This window comes from Bradyrhizobium sp. 1 (assembly GCF_023073315.1).
Classification (GTDB): Bacteria; Pseudomonadota; Alphaproteobacteria; order Rhizobiales; family Xanthobacteraceae; genus Bradyrhizobium.
Window position 1 is genome coordinate 108,345 of the sequence record NZ_JADPJH010000034.1, and the last position, 15,981, is coordinate 124,325.

Sequence of the window (15,981 nt, forward strand, 5' to 3'; positions counted from 1 at the left end):
CACGCGGTGTCGTGTCCCGGACAAGCGAAGCGCAGATCCGGGACCCAGACTGCAGCGGCATGGGCCCCGGCTCTGCAGCGCACCGCTGCACCGGACGATGCTTCGCATCGCCGGGGAAGCGCTGCGCTGCGTCCGGGGCACGAGATCGAGTTAACTCCCGTCTTTCGGTTTCGATTTGGACCCGCTAGGTTCCCCGCCAACGAAAAAGAGGGAACGACCAACACATGCTGTCATCACTGATCCGGGCCCTGCGGACCGCCGGCGCGGCCGCGCTCTGCCTTGCAGCCGCATCCGCCGCGCAAGCCGATACCTGGCCGAGCCGCAACATCACGCTGGTGCTGCCGTTTGCGGCCGGCAGCGGCACCGACACCACGACGCGGCTGATCTCGCAGCTTCTCGCGCAGGCGCTCGGCGTCGGCATCGTGATCGAGAACAAGGCCGGCGCCAACGGCATGATCGCTGCGACCTATGTCGCACGCTCGGCGCCCGACGGCTACACGCTGCTGGTGACGACCAACACCACGCATTCGGCCAATCCCTATCTGCTCAAAAGCCTGACCTACGATCCCGTCAAGGATTTCACCCCGATCGCGCGCACCGGCGATCTGCCCTTCATGCTGGTGATCCATCCCGAGGTGCCGGCCAAGACCGTCGCCGAGCTGGTCGCCTACGGCAAGGCCAATCCGGGCAAGCTGAGCTACGCCTCGGGCTCGTCGTCGGCGATCGTGTCGGGGGCGACGTTCGCGCACAATGCCGGGCTCGACCTCCTGCACGTGCCCTACAAGAGCTCGCCGCCGGCGCTCAACGACGTCATGGGCGGCCGCGTCTCGATGATGTTCGTGGACATCCTGACCGGGCTGCCGCATGTGCAGGGCAACGCGCTGCGGGCGCTCGCCGTCACCACCAGGGACCGCACGCCGCTGGTGCCGAACCTGCCCTCGATGCAGGAAGCCGGCGTGCCTGATTTCGACATCTCGTCATGGCAGGGCTATTTCGGCCCGGCCGGCATGCCGAAGGAGATCGTGACGCGGCTCAATGCCGAGATCCGCAAGATCGTGGAGAAGCCGGAGATCAAGGCCCAGCTCGCCACGCTCGGCATGGATGCGTTTTCCGGAACGCCGGAGGAGCTCGGCAAATTCGTGAACGAGCAGTTGGTGCTGTGGGAGCGGCTGATCCGGGACGCGGGGATCGAGAAGCAGTAGGACGGTATCGTGTCCCGGACGCGCTGCAGCGTGAAACGCTGCCGCGCAGAGCCGGGACCCAGAATGCTGCGGCATGGGCCCCGGTTCAGCAGCGCGTCACTTTCGTGCTGCGCTGCGCCCGGGGCACGAGACCTGCTTTACGCCGCACGGACCTTGGAGAGGAAGCCATCCACCGCGCTGCGCAGCGCGCCGGATTGGCTGTCCAGCTCGCGGGCGTTGGTGAGCACGTCGCTGGCCGCACTGCCGGTCGCTTCCGCGGCCGAGGTGACGCTGCCGATATTGGCATTGATCTCGCTCGACCCGGCCGCGACCGACTGGATGTTGCGGGCGATCTCGCGGGTCGCCTCGCCCTGCTGCTCGATCGAGGCGGAGATGCCCGCCGTGATCTCGCTCATCTCGGCGATGGTCTGGGTGATGCCGCCGATCGCGGCGACCGCATCGCTGGTCGAAGTCTGCATCGCCGCGACCTGAGCGGAGATTTCCTCGGTGGCCTTGGCGGTCTGGTTGGCCAGCGCCTTGACCTCGGAGGCGACGACGGCGAAGCCGCGGCCGGACTCGCCCGCCCGTGCCGCTTCGATGGTGGCGTTGAGCGCGAGCAGATTTGTCTGCGCCGCGATCGAATGAATGAGCTTGACCACCTCGCCGATCTTCTCGGCGCCCGTGGAGAGCTCCTGCACCGTGGCGTTGGTGCGCTCGGCGTCGTTGACGGCGCGGCTCGCAACTTCAGTCGAGCGCGTCACCTGGCGAGAGATTTCCGCAACCGAGCTCGACAGCTCTTCGGCGGCCGCCGCAACCGTGCCGACATTGCCGGAGGCCTTCGACGAGGCCGCACCGACGGTGGCAGCGCGCGACGAGGCATCGCTCGCGGTCGCGGTCATCGATTGCGCGGTGGTCTGCATGCCGGCCGCGGCCGAGGAGACCGAGCGGACGATGCCGTTGACGCTGCGCTCGAAGTCGCTGGCGATATCTTCCATCGCACTGCGACGTTCCGCCGCGGCACGCTCCTTGGCAGCAACCTCGGCCTTCTCGATCTCGCGGATACGAAGCGCGTTGTCCTTGAAGATCTGGACGGTCGCAGCCATCGCACCGACCTCGTCGCCGCGGCCGACGCCGGGGATGTCACCCTCGAGCTTGCCGTCGGCGAGATCCTTCATGCGGGCGCCGAGCAGTGCCAGCGGACGGCTGATGCTGCGGCCGATCATCCAGGCGACGCTGCCGGCGACGATGACGATGCCGAGCATGGCGAAGCCGAGCATCCAGTAGACCGGGCCCATCTTGGCGTCGATGTCGTCGAGATAAGCACCGGTGCCGAGATACATCTCGAACTCGGGGACGGCCACTGCGTAACCCATTTTCCGGATCAGCCCTTCCTGGCCCGGCTTTGCATATTCATAGGTCAGCAGGATAGAACCGTTGGCCTTCACGCCATTCATCAGTTCCAACGACAGTTTGCGACCGTTGGTCACGACGTCCATGCGGTTGGTGCCAATCTGCTTCGGATCGGGCGCGAGCTGGGTGATGCCATCAAAAGATGTACCGAACAGGTAGCCGGCGCCCTTGTCGTAGGTCATCGCGTTGCCATAGCGACGAAGGTCGGCAATCGCGGCGTCCTTGGTCATCTCGCCGGCGTCGACCCGTTTCTTCAGCGCGACAGCATAATTGCGCCCCATGTCGACGATGGCCTTGGCCTGGTCGATGCGCGCGTTCACCATCTCCTGCTTCATCAGATAGCCGGCGAGAACTCCGGAGACGCACAGGCCGAACAGGGTGACGCCGACAAGGATGCCAAGCTTTGGGGCGATCTTCAGATTGCTCAACTTCACGGGATGGCTCCGGCAAAAAAGGGATACGGGTACGCGAGTGAATCGCTCGAAATTGAATCAACTTTTAGTGTGAGACCCCTTAGCAAGTTACTTACGTGCCTCCGTAGAAGCCCGGACGATGCCATCAAAATCGGCAATAATCATCGCGCCGGACAACCGTGAATTGTACGCACGCGTATCGATTTCGCGTAAAAGACGCAAAGGCCCGCCAAGAAGGCCGGGCCCGCAACAAGAACCGACAAACCAAATCGGGAGCAGGAAATGCCGAAATACAGGGTGGTAACGCCGAAGGGCGCGAGCTTCACGGTCGCGGGCAGCGATTATTCCTACGAGCGCGAGGCGCTCGATCCGATCGGTGCCGAGATCGTCGAGGCTCCGGCCAACGAGGCGGAGTTCATCGCCGCCGCCAAGAATGCCGACGCGATCTACGCCAAGGGCATCGCGATCACCAAGACCATCATCGATGCACTGGAGAGCTGCAAGGTCATCACGCTCGGCTCGGTCGGCGTCGACAGCGTCGACGTCAAGGCCGCGACCGCACGCGGCATTCCCGTCACCAACATCCCCGATACCTTCATCGAGGAGGTTGCCGACCACGCCATGATGCTCTTGCTCGCGGGCTTCCGCCGCCTGGTCGAGCAGGACCGGATGGTGCGCGACGGCCGCTGGACTGAAGGCCGGCCGGCGCTGCTGAAAGTCCCGCGGCTGATGGGCCAGACGCTCGGCTTCGTCTCGTTCGGCCGCGTCGCACGTGCGGTTGCGAAGCGCGCGGCGCCGTTCGGCCTGCGCATGATAGCCTACGATCCCTTCATCCAGGAAACGCTGATGTCCGACCACGGCGTGATCCCGGCGACGCTGAACGAGGTGCTGTCGCAATCCGACTTCGTCTCGATGCACGCACCTGCAAGGCCCGAAGTGCATCACATGCTGACCGAGAAGCACTTTCGGCAGATGAAAAAGAGCGCGGTGTTCATCAATACCGGCCGCGGCGCCACGGTGGATGAGGAGAGCCTGATCAAGGCGCTGCAGGAGGGCTGGATCGCGCACGCCGCCCTCGACGTGCTGGAGAAGGAGCCGCCCTCGCACAACAATCCCATCCTGCGCATGGAGAACGTGACCCTGACCGCCCATGTCGCCTCGGCCTCGGCACGGTTCGACGAAGCGCGCAAGCGGCGCGTAGGCTACGAATTGTCACTGGTGCTTCAGGGCATGTGGCCGGTAAGCTGTGTGAATCCGTCGGTGCTGCAAGACACCGCGCTCCGCCGCTGGCAGCCCGTCAGCATGGATCGCGGACCGAACAGCTAGACGGCCGGCGCAAACCGCGCCGGAAGACCGGCAAAAGGCCGGAACGACCCTTCACCGGCGATCAACGCCGGGAAGGGAGACATCATAGGGAGGAACTGATGAGGAACGACATCACACGTCGTGATGCCTTGGCGCTGGGCCTGTCCGCTGCAACGTTCGCAGCCACTGGTGCTGCAGCGCAAACATCAAACATCAAGGCCGCCGACGTCCCGGCGCCCAAGCGCGAAATCGAGAAGGGCGCGACGCTGCGCATGCTGCGGCCGGTGCGCTTCGTCCAGGCCGACGAGGACGTGTTCCGCGCCAATGCGGCCAAATTCACCAAGGAAACCGGCGTCGAGGTCAAGGTCGACTTCGTCGGCTGGGAGGACATCAACCAGCAGACCGCGGTGACCGCCAATTCCGGGGCCGGCCCCGATATCATCATCGGCTTCTCCGATGCGCCGCACATCTATATCGACAAGCTGATCGAGCTGACCGACGTCGCCGACTATGTCGGCAAGCGCTACGGCGGTTGGCTGCCGCTGGCACAGCGCTACGGCAAGAAGAACAAGAGCGACGCGTGGATCGGACTGCCGTTCGGCGCCACCGCGGGCCCCCTGATCTACCGCAAATCGATCCTGCAATCGGTCGGTTTCGACAAGGTGCCGGAAGACCATGCCGGTATCCTCGACCTCTGCCAGAAGCTCCAGAAGGCGGGCAAGCCGGCGGGCTTCGCGCTCGGCAACGCCAAGGGCGACGGCAACGGTTTTGCGAACTGGGCGCTGTGGTCGCACAACGCCGCGCTGCTCGACGACGAGGGCCACGTCGTCATCAACAGCAAGGAGACGATCGCCGCACTGAACTGGGTCAAGCAGCTCTATCCGACCTTCATCGCCGGGACGACGTCATGGAACGACGTCAGCAACAACCGGGCCTACGCCGCGCAGGAGATCGCGCTGACCGCCAACGGCGTCTCGCTGTATTTCTCGCTGAAGAACGACCCAGCGACCAAGGCGATCGCCGAGGACAGCGAACATCAGCTGCTGCCGAAGGGACAGGCCAAGGTCTCTCCGATGGCGGGCCTGACGCTGAACGCCATGGTGTTCAAGCACAGCCAGTACCCCAACGCCGCAAAGGCCTTTCTGCAATACATGCTGGAGAAAGACCAGTACGAGCCGTGGCTCAACGCCAATTCCGGCTACTGGGCCCAGCCGCTCGCCGCCTATGCGGAGACCAAGGTCTGGAGCGAAGATCCCAAGATCAAGATCTTCAAGGACACCATGAACACCATCTACTATGACGGCTACGCTGGCCCGATCTCGACCGCGACGGGTGCTGTCAGCGCCGACTATGTGCTGATCCAGATGTTCGCATCCGTCGCGACCGGCGCCGCCACGCCGGAAGCCGCGGCCGCCGAAGCCGAGCAGCGCTGCAAGCGGTATTTCCGCAGGCAGAAGTAAGACAGAGGCGCCGTCACTGCGGGCGAAGCGAAGCAATCCAGTCTGTCTCCGCAGTTGCAGTCTGGATTGCTTCGTCGCTGCGCTCCTCGCAATAACGGTGGAGTGAGACTTACACAGACAGGACAACAAACTGATGTCCGTGACCACACTTCCCCCTCTCGCACCGGCACAGCGGCAGCCGGGCTGGATCGTACGCCTGTTCGACTACAAGCCGTTCCTGATCGTGATGTGCCTTACGCCGGCGATCGGGCTGCTCGCAGTGTTCCTGACCTATCCGCTCGGCCTCGGCATCTGGCTCGCATTCACCGACACCACGATCGGAAGAAAGGGCGTCTTCGTCGGCTTCGAGAACTTCCAGTATCTGCTCACCGATCCCCTGTGGTGGAACGCCGTGTTCTACAGCGTGGTCTACACGGGGATCGCGACCTTCGGGAAGTTCGCGCTCGGCTTCTGGCTGGCGCTGCTGCTCAACAACCATTTTCCGTTCAAAAGCCTGCTACGTGCGATCATCCTGCTGCCATGGATCGTGCCGACTGTGCTCTCGGCGCTCGCCTTCTGGTGGATCTTCGATCCGCAATTCTCGATCATCTCCTATCTCCTGGTCGACGTGCTGCACTGGCGCACGACCAACATCGATTTCCTCGGTATGCCCTGGCCGGCGCGCTTCTCGCTGATCGCCGCCAACATCTGGCGCGGCATTCCCTTCGTCGCGATCTCGCTGCTGGCGGGCCTGCAGACCATCTCGCCCTCGCTCTACGAGGCCGCGATGCTCGACGGTGCCAGCGCCTGGCAGCGCTTCCGCTACATCACCTTCCCGATGATGATGCCGATCCTCGCCATCGTCATGACCTTCTCGATCATCTTCACCTTCACCGACTTCCAGCTCGTCTACGCCATCACCCGCGGCGGGCCCGGCAACTCGACCCATCTGCTGGCCACGCTGGCGTTCCAGCGCGGCATCGCCGGCGGCGAGCTCGGCGAAGGTGCGGCGATTGCGGTGTCGATGATCCCGTTCCTGGTGTTCGCGACGCTGTTCTCCTATTTCGGCCTGGCACGCCGCAAATGGCAGCAGGGAGAGAGCAATGACTGATACCGTCGCGCAAGCCTCCGCCGTCGCCACCACACCGCCAGACACCATGGCCTGGGATTCCGGGCTGCGGCGGCTGATGATGATCTATTTGCCGCTCGGCTGCTTCGTGCTGATCCTGCTGTTCCCGTTCTACTGGATGGCAATCACGTCATTCAAGCCGAACGCGGAGCTGATGAATTTCAAGGATCACAACCCGTTCTGGATCACCTCGCCGACGCTGGCGCATATCAAGCATCTCTTGTTCGACACCGCCTATCCGCGCTGGCTATGGACGACGATGCTGGTCGCGATCGGCTCGACCACGCTGTCGCTGATCGCGAGCACGCTCGCGGCCTACGCCATCGAGCGCCTGCGTTTCCGCGGCAGTCCCTACGTGGGCCTCGGCATCTACATGGCCTATCTCGTGCCGCCGTCGATCCTGTTCATTCCGCTGGCGACCGTCGTGGTGCAGTTCGGCCTGTTCGATTCGCCGCTGGCCCTGATCCTGGTCTATCCGACCTTCCTGGTGCCGTTCTGCACCTGGCTTCTGATCGGCTATTTCAAGTCGATCCCCTACGAGCTCGAGGAATGCGCGCTGGTCGACGGCGCCACGCGCCTGCAGATTTTGCGCCGGATCACGCTGCCGCTCGCAGTGCCCGGCCTGATCTCGGCCGGCATTTTCTCCTTCACGCTGTCCTGGAACGAGTTCATCTACGCGCTCGCCTTCATCCAGAGCGGCGCCAACAAGACCGTGCCGGTCGCAATCCTGACCGAACTCGTCACCGGCGACGTCTATCAATGGGGTGCACTGATGGCGGGCTCGCTGCTCGGCTCGCTGCCGGTCGCGATCTTCTACTCGCTGTTCGTGGATTATTACGTGTCCTCGCTGACCGGCGCGGTGAAGGAATAGCAGCTTCCGTGCGATCACGGTGGATCGTGCTATCCTGATAGACCCCGTGCGTCTTTGGTCCCACCTTGCCGCACCAACGGCGGGGCGACTGTTTGTGCCATCGATACCCGCTTCAGAAAGCGAGAATCGCATGGCATCGCCAAGCCTCCCCTCATTGTCTCGACGGGGCTTTTGCCTGTGTTGCGTCGGCGGCGCTTTCGCTGCCACAACGGGTTGGCTTACTCCCAGGCAGGCATACGCCGAGGCGCGCGGCCTCGTCAGCCTGATCAAGGACAGCGCGGCAATTTCTCCCATCACGACCTACAAGCTGCGCAACAATGTCAGCGTGCTGGAAGGGTCCGGCGGCAACATTGCCGTCCTCACCGGACCTGACGGCAAGCTTCTGGTCGATGCCGGCATCGGCGTCTCGCGTCAACGGATCAGCAAGGCGCTGGCCGAGCTCGGCAACGAGCCGGTCGCGCATCTCATCAATACGCACTGGCACTTCGACCACGCCGACGGCAATGAGTGGCTGCACGCGGCGGGCGCAAAGATCCTCGCCCACGAAAACACCCGCAAACATCTTTCCGTCGTTCAGCGGGTCGAAGACTGGGATTACAATTTCCTCGCCTTGCCGCCCAGCGCTGTTCCGAGCCAGGTGTTCGCTGGGGATCATCATCTGAAGGTCAACGGCGCATCGATCGCGCTGAAATATTACGGACCGGCGCATACTGACAGCGACATCTCGGTGATGTTCACCGAAGCCAACGTCCTTCATGTCGGCGACACGTTCTGGAACGGCATCTATCCGTTCATCGACTATTCGACGGGCGGCAGCATCGACGGCATGATCGCCGCGTCCGACGCCAATCTGGCGATGGCCAAGGACGACACCATCATCATTCCCGGTCACGGCAAGCCCGTCAGCAACAAGGCGGAGCTCCAGGGCTTCCGCGACATGCTGGTCGCGATCCGGGACAATGTCGGCAACCTCAAGAAACAGGGAAAGACGCGCGACGAGACGGTTGCCGCCAAGCCCACCGCCGCGTTCGACGCGAAGTTTGGCCAGTTCGTCATCGACCCCGGCTTTTTCACCAGACTGGTCTATGAGGGCGTGTGAGGCGGCAAGGAATAGCCGCACTGCGGCGTTTGGCCCGATTTCACAAAACTGCAATATGCGGTCCGCATAAGACGGCCTCCGATAACAGGAGACGCACATGCGCGCGACTTTTCTCAGCACCGTCGCAACAATCATTCTCACCGCGAGCACGGCGCTTGCGCAGAGCGAAGGCGAATTCCCGGCCAAGCTCGCCGGCCACGTGGTGATGCCGGCCGCGACGTTCATCGACGCGCCGGCTGACGCCCCCGCCGATCTCAAGACCTCGGGCAAATACACCACCGGCAAGCGCGTCGATGCGCTCGGCACCGTGATGGGCAAATCCTATGAGCGTGCGACCGGCGTGTCACTGCCGTTCAAGGGCCAGCCGCTGCAGGGCCATTCCGGCATCAAGCACATGCCCGACGGCAGCTATTGGGTGATCACCGACAACGGCATGGGCGCGCGCGCCAACTCGCCGGATTCGATGCTGTACCTGAACCGCTACAAGATGGATTGGGCCGGCGGCAAGATCGAGCGGCAGGAGACCATCTTCCTGCACGATCCCGACAAGAAGGTGCCGTTCCGCATCGTGCACGAGGATACGCAGAAGCGCTACCTCAGCGGCTCCGACTTCGACACCGAAGGTTTCCAGATCATCGGCGACACCTTCTGGATCGGCGACGAGTTCGGCCCCTACATCCTGAAGGCCGACAAGACTGGAAAAATCCTCGGTGTGTTCGAGACCGTTGCCGACGGCAAGCCGGTGCGCTCGCCGGATCATTGGGCCGTTGCGACGCCGGGCGCCCCGGGCGCAACCTACACCAACGTCAACCTCCGCCGTTCCAAGGGCTATGAGGGTTTTGCGTCGTCCAAGGACGGAAAATTCCTCTACGGCCTGCTCGAGGGGCCGCTGTGGGATGCCGACAAGAAGGACTGGGAGAGGGTCGACGGCAAGGAAGCCTCCCGCATCCTCGAATTCGACGTCGCGGCGGAAAAATTCACCGGCCGCTACTGGCAGTATGTGTTCGAGCAGAACGGCAACGCCATCGGCGATTTCAACATGATCGATCCGAGCGCCGGCCTCATCATCGAGCGCGACAACGGCGAAGGCACAGCCGACAAGGCCTGTCCGCAAGGCACCCGCGGCGAGAACTGCTTCCCTGATGTCGCCAAGTTCAAGCGTGTCTACAAGATCGAACTCACTGACGCCAATGTCGGCAAGCCCGTCCGCAAGATCGGCTACATCGACCTGTTGAAGATCCAGGACCCCGACAAGAAAGCGCGGAAAGCCCTCAATGACGGCGTCTACACCTTCCCGTTCTTCACCATCGAGAACGTCGATCGCGTCGACGACACCCACATCATCGTCGGCAACGACAACAATCTGCCGTTCTCGTCCAGCCGCGATCCCAACAAGGCCGACGACAACGAGTTCATGCTGCTCGACGTCGCGGATTTTCTGAAGGCGAAGTAAGGGCGAGGCTCTCTCGTCTCCCTCTCCCCGTTCTTGCGGGGCCGCGACGAGCTTCGCTCGCGCTGAGAGGGTTGGGGTGAGGGGCTGCTTCCGCGAAGACGGTGACAGACGGACTCGCGGAGAGTCCCCCTCACCCGGATCGCATCTTCGATGCAATCGGACCTCTCCCCGCAAGCGGGGCGAGGTGAAGAAAGATCTACCTCACCGTAAACTCAACCGGGATCGAGAAGCTCATCGAGCCGTTCCTGATCTCGTCCGGGATCGGCGGAAACGGCGAGGCCTGGCGGATCATCGACATGGCCTGCGCGTCGAAGGCGGCAACGCCCGACGAGCCGCCGAGACGGCTTGATGTCACCTGCCCGCTGCGGCTGACGGTGAAGCTCAGCTTGGCGACGCCGCGCGCGCCGCCGCCGCCGGATGGATATGAATGGAAGCGCATCAGATGCGCGCGGACGCGCTGATTGTAGGACGCGATCGCTGAAGCCACCGCGCCCGCGCTCATGGCGGATGCCATCGGCGCCTCGCGCTCGGCCCGCGGCGGCGCGCTGGTGCGCGGCGCAGGCGTCGCGTCCGATGGCTTCTTCGCCTCGCGGCGGACTACCTTCGGCTTCTCCAGCGCAGGCTTTGCGACCGGCACGATCTTGGCAGGTTCGGGCTTGGCCGGTGCTGGCTCCAACTTCTGCTCAGGCGGCGCCACGACGTCAGGCTTGTCCTGTGGCGGCGTCGGCGCGATAGTTTCCTCGACGGCTTGTCGCTGCACCGGCTCCGGCGGCGAAGCGTCGGCCTCCTGCATCAACGGCCCCGGCGCAACGTCGTCTTGCGTTGGCTGCGGCGCCGACGTCGCCGGCGACATATCGATCATGATCGCCGGCAGGGTCACGCCCTGCTCGGGCTGCGACCTCAGCCAACTCATCGCCAGCAGCGCGGCTGTGATATGCAAGGCCACGATCACCGCCGCCGATCCACCCCAGCGCGCCGTTTCGCGCTCTCGAAGCGGCTCGTGCAGGGCAAAGGCGTTCGCCGCGGCCATCAGTTGCGTCCATCGAGGCCGACGAGCGCGACCTTGAGATAGCCGGCATTGCGCAAAATGTTCATCACCTCCATCAGATCGCCGTAGCTCACCGCCTTGTCGGCGCGCAGATAAATCCGCTCGTCCTTGCGGCCCTTTGTGGCGGCATCGAGCGCGGTGGCGAGGCCCTCGCGGGCCATGGTGTCCTCGCCGACGGCAATCGTGAGATCGGGCTTCACCGTCACGAAAGTCGGCTTGTCCGGCCGCGGCGCCGGCTCGGCGGCGGTCGCGGGCAACTCGACGCCGATATCGACGGTGGCGAGCGGGGCGGCCACCATGAAGATGATCAGCAGCACCAGCATCACGTCGATGAACGGCGTGACGTTGATCTCGTGGGTGACGTCGAGATCATCAAGGTCGCCGCGCTTGCGGGGCGATCCGGTGCCTGCGAACTTCGCGCCCATGGCCTACTCCGCCGCCCGCGCCAGGCGGAACTCTCTGTTGTCGCGCTGCCGGCTGACCAGCAGCATCAGCTGTGCCGAGGCGTCGCCGAGCAGCGCGCGGTAATTGGCGATGCCGCGGACCAGATGGTTGTAGATCACCACCGCCGGGATCGCAGCAACGAGACCGAGCGCGGTTGCAAGCAGTGCCTCCGCGATACCGGGTGCGACCACCGCAAGGCTGGTGGTGTGGCTCTCGGAGATGCCGATGAAGGCGTTCATGATGCCCCAGACCGTGCCGAACAGGCCGACGAAGGGTGCGGTGGCGCCGATGGTCGCGAGCACGCCGGTGCCGCGCGCGATCTGCCTGGACATCGCCGCCTCGACCCGTTCCAGTCGCAGCGCCACGCGCTCCTGAAGGCCGTCGTCGAGCACGCCGCCGGAGAGCTCGGCTTCCTTGGTGCAAGACTGGATGAGCTGCGCGACGGAATCATGTGCGTCGCCGGCCCGCTCCGCCGCCTCCGTCAGCTTGATGTTGCCTTCGAGCGCGCGCGTCCGCTGCATGGCAAGCGTGCCCTTGCGGCGCAACTCGATGGACTTGGCGAGCCACACCGTCCATGTCACCAGCGAGGCGAAGGCGAGCCCCACCATCACCGTCTTCACGACGATATCGGCACCGAGGAACATGCCCCAGGGCGACAGATTGCGCGGCAACAGCGCCTCGTCGATCGCAAAGGCCGGCGCCGGCACGAGCGCCAGCGCGATTGTTACGATCATTCGCCGAAGCTTTGAAACGCCCTGCATCCTGATCTCCCGACAGATAATAAAGAAGCTACGCCATGGGCGAGGCCGCGATCCGCGACGCAAGCTGCTGGAACCGGGCAAGCTGATCGCTGCGCAGCGCCCGGGTCTCGTCGCGGCCGACGAACACCTTGAACATGATGCCGCCGTCTGCATTGATGAAGGCGACGAACGCCGAGCTTTTGCCCATGAACGGACGCTCGACGAAAGCGACGGCCGCACAGCGCTCGTGACGGAGATGGCCGTGCAATCCCTTCGGCTGCATCAGGTTGAAATAGCCGCGGCCGATCTCGCCCGCGGGAATGGGACCTGTGAACTCGAAGATCGCATCATCGGTGTGGACGATCAGCGTGACCTCACCCCATTGCCCGATGTCCTGCATGGCGGCGGCGAAATGCTCGCCGCCTCCAATCCGCACCATCGACGATGGCAGCACCGCGATCACCGCGCGTGGGCTGACCTTGCGCTCGCGCGCAACGTCCTCGATCACCGCGCCGGGATTTTCGGCCATATACGCCTTGAGATCGGCGAGATCGGTACTCAGCATGTCCAGCTCCTTATCGACGCCGCCTCAGGCCGCCGCAGCCTTGCGTTCGCTCTGGATCACCTCGAAGCCCTCGAACTTGGGGTGGCCGAGATAGAGGCTTTCGCCGGTCGGATTGTCGGCGCGGGCATGGGCACGACGGAATTGGTCCGAGCGCGTCCAGGCCTCGAACGCCGCCTTGTCGGCCCAAAGGGTGTGCGACGAATAGAGCGTGTGGTCCTCGGCCTCCGGGCCCTTCAGCAGATGAAACTCGACGAAGCCCGGCATGCTGCCGAGATAGGATTCACGGGTAGCCCAGACGGTTTCGAACGCGGTCTCTGCGCCCTTCTTCACCTGGAAACGATTCATGGCGATGAACATAAAAGTCTCTCCTTCTGATTAAAACGAGAACGCGCCGAGGCCGCGCTGGAGCATCAGCGCGGCCCGGCAGGATTGCTGGTGTTGCGACGCCTACGGCTACGCACCTCCAAAGTGAATCTTCAGGCCGGCCTTGTAGACCCTGCCGGCCCCTGCGCTCGTCCACAGCACGTCGTTCTGCGTGGTGCCGTCGGTCGAGCTGCCGGGAATGGCATAAGGCCGGTAGTACTGGTTCAAGAGGTTGTCGATCGACGCCGAGAACACGATGTCCTTGGTGGCGGCGTAAGTCATGTAGAGGTTGACCAGCTCGTAACCGGTCGAAGGGACATAGCCGGCAGGGACGTCGTTGTTCGCACCATACGATGCCCATTGCGCCGACAGGATCAGGCTGCGATCGAGCAGGCGGACACCACCGGTCGTGACGACCTTGCGCGGGGTGATGGTCGCGAGCCCGATATTGGTCTGGACGTTCTTGCCCTGGATATAGTGTCCGGCAACACCGATGAACCAGCCGCCGGCGTCGTACATCGTCTCCGCCTCAAAGCCCTCGATGCGGGCATTGGCGATGTTCTGGTACTGGTAGAACTGGCTGAACGAACCGAACCCGGTCGGGATCGGCGTCGAGGCGACGAGGTCGATGTAGTCGGAGACGTCGTTGCGGAACAGATTGATCTTGCCGCGGAACGAGTCGGAGGCCGAGAAGATGTTGTCGTATTTCAGGTTGAAGCCGACTTCCTTGTTCTTGCCGACCTCGGGACGAAGGTTCGGGTTGGGCAGGAAGCAGAACAGGCCGCTGGTGCCGTCGGGGCAGACGAAGAAGGCCGGCCCGCCGCCGGTCGCATGCGCGCCGGAGATCACGGTCTCGGTGATCGAGGGTGCACGATAGCCTTCGGCGTAGCTGACATAGGGCTGGAAGCCGGCAACCGGCGTCACGCCGAGGGTGATCTTCGGCGAGAAGCGGTCACCGCCGGTGTTCGTGGCTCCCGATTGCAGATTGTAGCGATCGTAGCGGATCGCGCTGACTGCCTCGAACCAGGTGCCGTAATTCTGCTTCAACTGGATGAAACCGCCCGACACGGTGCGGATGCCGCTCGGCGTGGTGATGTTGGAGTTGCCGCGGCTATCGGTCGTGATCACGTCGTCCTGGAACGCATCGAAGCCGTATGTGACGGCATTACGCCAGTCGCCGACGTTAAAGCGCGTGGTGTTGTTGGCGTCGATGCCAAACGTGTCGAGCGAATAGCTGCGCTTGTCGCCGACGCAGCCGGAGATGTTGTTGCCGAAATTGCCGGCGCCGCAATAGGCCGCGCCGCCGGTCGAATAGTGATAGGTCTTGGTCTGGTCATTGTCGGTACGGTTGCCGTAGACGGACACGTGCGAGTCGAACAGATTGTCGCTCGGCAGCGAATAGTTCCAGGTCAACGTGCCGGTGTAGTTCTTGGCGTCGGAGCCATAGACCGACGAGCCCTGATAGAGCGCGCGCTGGGCGGCGGTCGCCACCGGGCCGGTGTTCATCTGGCCGATCGTGTATTGATAATCCTGGAAGGTGGCGCCGAACTTGACCTCGTGACCAAGAGCGGGGCGCACCGTGAGCTTCAACAGCCCGGCCTCGACCTGGTTGTTGGTGTTGCCGATCTCGGTGCCGTTGCCGTCCTTGTAGTTGCTCTGCGTGCGGTAGACCGCGCCGCCGAAGATATCGACATCGGGCGTGGCGCGCACGCCGCCGAAGACCGAGCCGAGGCCACGATTGTTGTTGGAGCCGTAGGAGCCGGAGAGATCGACGCCCCAGCGCTCGCCCGGACGCAGCACGTCGTTGATGTCCTTGGTGCGGAACGAGACCAAGCCGCCGATCGCGCCGGAGCCGTAGATGTTCGCGGTCGGTCCCCGCACGACGTCGACGCCGCCGATCAATTCGGGATCGAGGAAGAAGGAGCCGTTGGCGTTGTGGCCGGTGCGCTGGTAATTCTGCCGCGCACCGTCGACGACGACCGCAACGCGGCCGAAATCCTGCAAGCCGCGGACGTTGATGACGGTCGCAGGATCGTCGCCGCGTTCCTGGAACGACACGCCGGGCACGGCATAGAAGATGCCCGACAGCCGGTTCGGCTGAAGACCCTGGATCTGGTCGAGTGAAATCGAGCTGACGGGCGCGAGCGAGTCGATCGCGCGCTCCTTGGTCTTCGTTGCAGCGACCGTGATGGTGTCGAGGGTTTGAACGGTCGCCGTGCCGGCCTGGGCGCGGGCGTTCATGGAGTCGGGCGTCGCCTGCTGCGCAATTTGCGGCTTGGCCGGCTTGCGCCTGGCTTGTTTCGGCCGTTCGGACGACGCACCTTCAGCCTGTGGCTGAGCCGTCTGCGCAAAACTGCTTTCCGTCGCCAATGCCGCGATTGAAACCACCGACGCGCCCAAAATCAAGGCGCGCGAACACCTAGCCCCGTCAGCCATAACCCCAACCCAATCATCTATCTTAATTTGGCTGGCGTGCGCCGCACGAGGCGAGCGACTGGCTGGCTATTTGTGGTGCAGGCTC

At 63.8% G+C, this 15,981-nt stretch carries 14 protein-coding genes; 7 read left to right on the top strand and 7 right to left on the bottom strand.

Features of this window, described 5'->3' with window-relative positions:
- Window positions 1-224 precede the first annotated feature (224 nt).
- Window positions 225-1,202, top strand: a complete 978-nt coding sequence (locus IVB29_RS30475; RefSeq protein ID WP_247507114.1) for a tripartite tricarboxylate transporter substrate binding protein — start codon at window positions 225-227, stop codon at window positions 1,200-1,202.
- A 137-nt stretch (window positions 1,203-1,339) separates the two neighbouring features.
- On the opposite strand, the gene IVB29_RS30480 is transcribed toward IVB29_RS30475, so the two are convergent.
- Window positions 1,340-3,025 carry a methyl-accepting chemotaxis protein gene (locus IVB29_RS30480; RefSeq protein WP_247507115.1) on the bottom strand — a complete coding sequence of 562 codons (1,686 nt, stop codon included), beginning with the start codon at window positions 3,023-3,025 and terminating at the stop codon, window positions 1,340-1,342.
- A 261-nt stretch (window positions 3,026-3,286) separates the two neighbouring features.
- Here IVB29_RS30480 and IVB29_RS30485 point away from each other — a divergent pair, with 261 nt between their 5' ends.
- The 6 genes from IVB29_RS30485 to IVB29_RS30510 all read left to right on the top strand — a co-directional run bounded on the left by IVB29_RS30485 (window position 3,287) and on the right by IVB29_RS30510 (window position 10,300).
- A complete protein-coding gene (locus IVB29_RS30485; RefSeq protein ID WP_247507116.1) occupies window positions 3,287-4,330 on the top strand; it encodes a C-terminal binding protein in 1,044 nt (347 codons plus the stop codon).
- 98 nt (window positions 4,331-4,428) lie between these two features.
- Window positions 4,429-5,769, top strand: a complete 1,341-nt coding sequence (locus tag IVB29_RS30490; RefSeq protein WP_247507117.1) for an extracellular solute-binding protein — start codon at window positions 4,429-4,431, stop codon at window positions 5,767-5,769.
- Window positions 5,770-5,902: 133 nt separating this feature from the next.
- Window positions 5,903-6,859, top strand: a complete 957-nt coding sequence (locus IVB29_RS30495; protein ID WP_247507118.1) for a sugar ABC transporter permease — start codon at window positions 5,903-5,905, stop codon at window positions 6,857-6,859.
- The gene (locus tag IVB29_RS30500; protein ID WP_247507119.1) at window positions 6,852-7,748 is read left to right on the top strand and encodes a carbohydrate ABC transporter permease; all 897 of its coding nucleotides are present in this window, start codon (window positions 6,852-6,854) and stop codon (window positions 7,746-7,748) included. Before IVB29_RS30495 ends, IVB29_RS30500 begins: the two co-directional genes overlap by 8 nt.
- A 130-nt stretch (window positions 7,749-7,878) precedes the next feature.
- Window positions 7,879-8,847: an MBL fold metallo-hydrolase gene (locus tag IVB29_RS30505; RefSeq protein ID WP_247507120.1), complete on the top strand. Its 969-nt coding sequence runs from the start codon at window positions 7,879-7,881 to the stop codon at window positions 8,845-8,847.
- A gap of 97 nt (window positions 8,848-8,944) precedes the next feature.
- The gene (locus IVB29_RS30510; protein ID WP_247507121.1) at window positions 8,945-10,300 is read left to right on the top strand and encodes an esterase-like activity of phytase family protein; all 1,356 of its coding nucleotides are present in this window, start codon (window positions 8,945-8,947) and stop codon (window positions 10,298-10,300) included.
- Window positions 10,301-10,496: 196 nt separating this feature from the next.
- Here the strand turns inward: IVB29_RS30510 and IVB29_RS30515 are convergent, their stop codons facing one another.
- The 6 genes from IVB29_RS30515 to IVB29_RS30540 form a co-directional block, all read right to left on the bottom strand.
- Window positions 10,497-11,330, bottom strand: a complete 834-nt coding sequence (locus tag IVB29_RS30515) for an energy transducer TonB (protein ID WP_247507122.1) — start codon at window positions 11,328-11,330, stop codon at window positions 10,497-10,499.
- The gene (gene exbD / locus IVB29_RS30520) at window positions 11,330-11,773 is read right to left on the bottom strand and encodes a TonB system transport protein ExbD (RefSeq protein WP_247507123.1); all 444 of its coding nucleotides are present in this window, start codon (window positions 11,771-11,773) and stop codon (window positions 11,330-11,332) included. Before exbD ends, IVB29_RS30515 begins: the two co-directional genes overlap by 1 nt.
- 3 nt (window positions 11,774-11,776) lie before the next feature.
- Entirely contained in the window at window positions 11,777-12,553 is a 777-nt protein-coding gene (gene exbB / locus IVB29_RS30525; RefSeq protein WP_247507124.1) for a tonB-system energizer ExbB, read from the bottom strand.
- Window positions 12,554-12,581: 28 nt separating this feature from the next.
- Entirely contained in the window at window positions 12,582-13,097 is a 516-nt protein-coding gene (hutX, locus tag IVB29_RS30530; RefSeq protein ID WP_247507125.1) for a heme utilization cystosolic carrier protein HutX, read from the bottom strand.
- 24 nt (window positions 13,098-13,121) lie between these two features.
- Entirely contained in the window at window positions 13,122-13,454 is a 333-nt protein-coding gene (locus tag IVB29_RS30535) for an antibiotic biosynthesis monooxygenase (protein WP_247507126.1), read from the bottom strand.
- Between the two features lie 96 nt (window positions 13,455-13,550).
- Window positions 13,551-15,896 carry a TonB-dependent hemoglobin/transferrin/lactoferrin family receptor gene (locus tag IVB29_RS30540; RefSeq protein WP_247507127.1) on the bottom strand — a complete coding sequence of 782 codons (2,346 nt, stop codon included), beginning with the start codon at window positions 15,894-15,896 and terminating at the stop codon, window positions 13,551-13,553.
- Between the last annotated feature and the right edge of the window lie 85 nt (window positions 15,897-15,981).

Coding starts and splice junctions, on each gene's coding strand:
- IVB29_RS30490 (WP_247507117.1), top strand. CDS start 4,429: ATGAGGAACGACATCACACGTCGTGATGCCTTGGCGCTGGGCCTGTCC.
- IVB29_RS30510 (WP_247507121.1), top strand. CDS start 8,945: ATGCGCGCGACTTTTCTCAGCACCGTCGCAACAATCATTCTCACCGCG.
- IVB29_RS30475 (WP_247507114.1), top strand. CDS start 225: ATGCTGTCATCACTGATCCGGGCCCTGCGGACCGCCGGCGCGGCCGCG.
- IVB29_RS30540 (WP_247507127.1), bottom strand. CDS start 15,896: ATGGCTGACGGGGCTAGGTGTTCGCGCGCCTTGATTTTGGGCGCGTCG.
- exbB (WP_247507124.1), bottom strand. CDS start 12,553: ATGCAGGGCGTTTCAAAGCTTCGGCGAATGATCGTAACAATCGCGCTG.
- exbD (WP_247507123.1), bottom strand. CDS start 11,773: ATGGGCGCGAAGTTCGCAGGCACCGGATCGCCCCGCAAGCGCGGCGAC.
- IVB29_RS30485 (WP_247507116.1), top strand. CDS start 3,287: ATGCCGAAATACAGGGTGGTAACGCCGAAGGGCGCGAGCTTCACGGTC.
- IVB29_RS30505 (WP_247507120.1), top strand. CDS start 7,879: ATGGCATCGCCAAGCCTCCCCTCATTGTCTCGACGGGGCTTTTGCCTG.
- IVB29_RS30535 (WP_247507126.1), bottom strand. CDS start 13,454: ATGTTCATCGCCATGAATCGTTTCCAGGTGAAGAAGGGCGCAGAGACC.
- hutX (WP_247507125.1), bottom strand. CDS start 13,097: ATGCTGAGTACCGATCTCGCCGATCTCAAGGCGTATATGGCCGAAAAT.
- IVB29_RS30515 (WP_247507122.1), bottom strand. CDS start 11,330: ATGGCCGCGGCGAACGCCTTTGCCCTGCACGAGCCGCTTCGAGAGCGC.
- IVB29_RS30495 (WP_247507118.1), top strand. CDS start 5,903: ATGTCCGTGACCACACTTCCCCCTCTCGCACCGGCACAGCGGCAGCCG.
- IVB29_RS30500 (WP_247507119.1), top strand. CDS start 6,852: ATGACTGATACCGTCGCGCAAGCCTCCGCCGTCGCCACCACACCGCCA.